The organism is Mycolicibacterium pyrenivorans (genome assembly GCF_025821625.1).
In the GTDB taxonomy this organism is placed as follows: domain Bacteria; phylum Actinomycetota; class Actinomycetes; order Mycobacteriales; family Mycobacteriaceae; genus Mycobacterium; species Mycobacterium pyrenivorans.
The window spans coordinates 1-997 of record NZ_JACKSH010000030.1 but is presented as its reverse complement, the minus strand read 5'-3'; the positions used below and the strand labels follow the sequence as shown (position 1 = coordinate 997).

At 71.7% G+C, this 997-nt stretch carries 2 pseudogenes; both read left to right on the top strand.

The window, feature by feature from the left end:
- Positions 1-428, top strand: a pseudogene (locus H7I57_RS05265) (type VII secretion integral membrane protein EccD); the annotation flags it as partial.
- Positions 428-997: pseudogene (locus tag H7I57_RS05260) on the top strand (type VII secretion-associated serine protease); the annotation flags it as partial. The pseudogenes H7I57_RS05265 and H7I57_RS05260, both read left to right, overlap by 1 nt.

Sequence of the window (997 nt, the reverse complement as noted above, 5' to 3'; positions counted from 1 at the left end):
TGCTCGGGATCGCCGTGGTGCAGCTGGCAGCCTCCTGGTGGGCGATCGCCCCGGGGTCGGGCTCGCAGTGGCCCTCGATCGTCGTCGTCGTGGTGACGGCGCTGTGCCTGATTCTGCGGGCCCGCGGATTGCGGCACCGCCGTCATGCGGTGACCATCGTCAGCGGGTCGGCACTGTCGCTGATGGCGATCCCGCTGCACTACGGCCTCAGCGCTCCGGCCTCGGCGACCGTCTCGGTGGCGGTGTCGGCGGCCGTGGTGCTGGCCGTGGCCGTGGCCGGGCTGCTGGCCGGGGCGGTCATTCCCTCCCGCAGCTTCTCTGAACCCATCCGCCAAGTCGTGGAATGGCTGGAGTACCTCGGCTATGCCCTGATCGTGCCGTTCGCCGCGTGGGCGATCGGGCTGCTGCAATACATCAGGTTGCACTGATGCGGGGCAAAAGTGTGGCGGCCGGCCTGGCCGCATTCGGACTGCTCAGCGCCAACGTGTTGGCGCCCCCGGCGGCGCTGGCGGTGGCCCCGCCGGTGATCGACCCGGGCGCACTGCCGCCGGACGAGACTCCGGGCCCGCCCCAGGAGATGCGCCAAACCAAAGCGTGCGTGACCCCGGTGGTAGTGGGCGATCCCAACGTGGCGCAACCCGACCCGGGCAACACCATGCTCAACATCGAACAGGCCTGGCAGTACTCGACGGGCGCTGGAGTGACGGTGGCCATCATCGACACCGGCGTCACCCCCAACCCACGGTTCCCGCGGCTGTTCCCCGGCGGCGACTTCGTGCAGGGACTACCCGACGGCGGGCTGACCGATTGCGAAAGCCACGGCACCATTGTCGCCTCGATCATCGGCGCCGCGCCGGCTAACCCGGCCGACCGCCCCACGCCGCGTCCTGCGGGAGCAGGGGCGCCCCCTCCACCCCCGGGCGTGCCGGCCAATCCCGCGCCGCCAGCGTTTCCCCCGCCGCCGACGATCACCGCGACCGCGACAGTGACCGCGCCC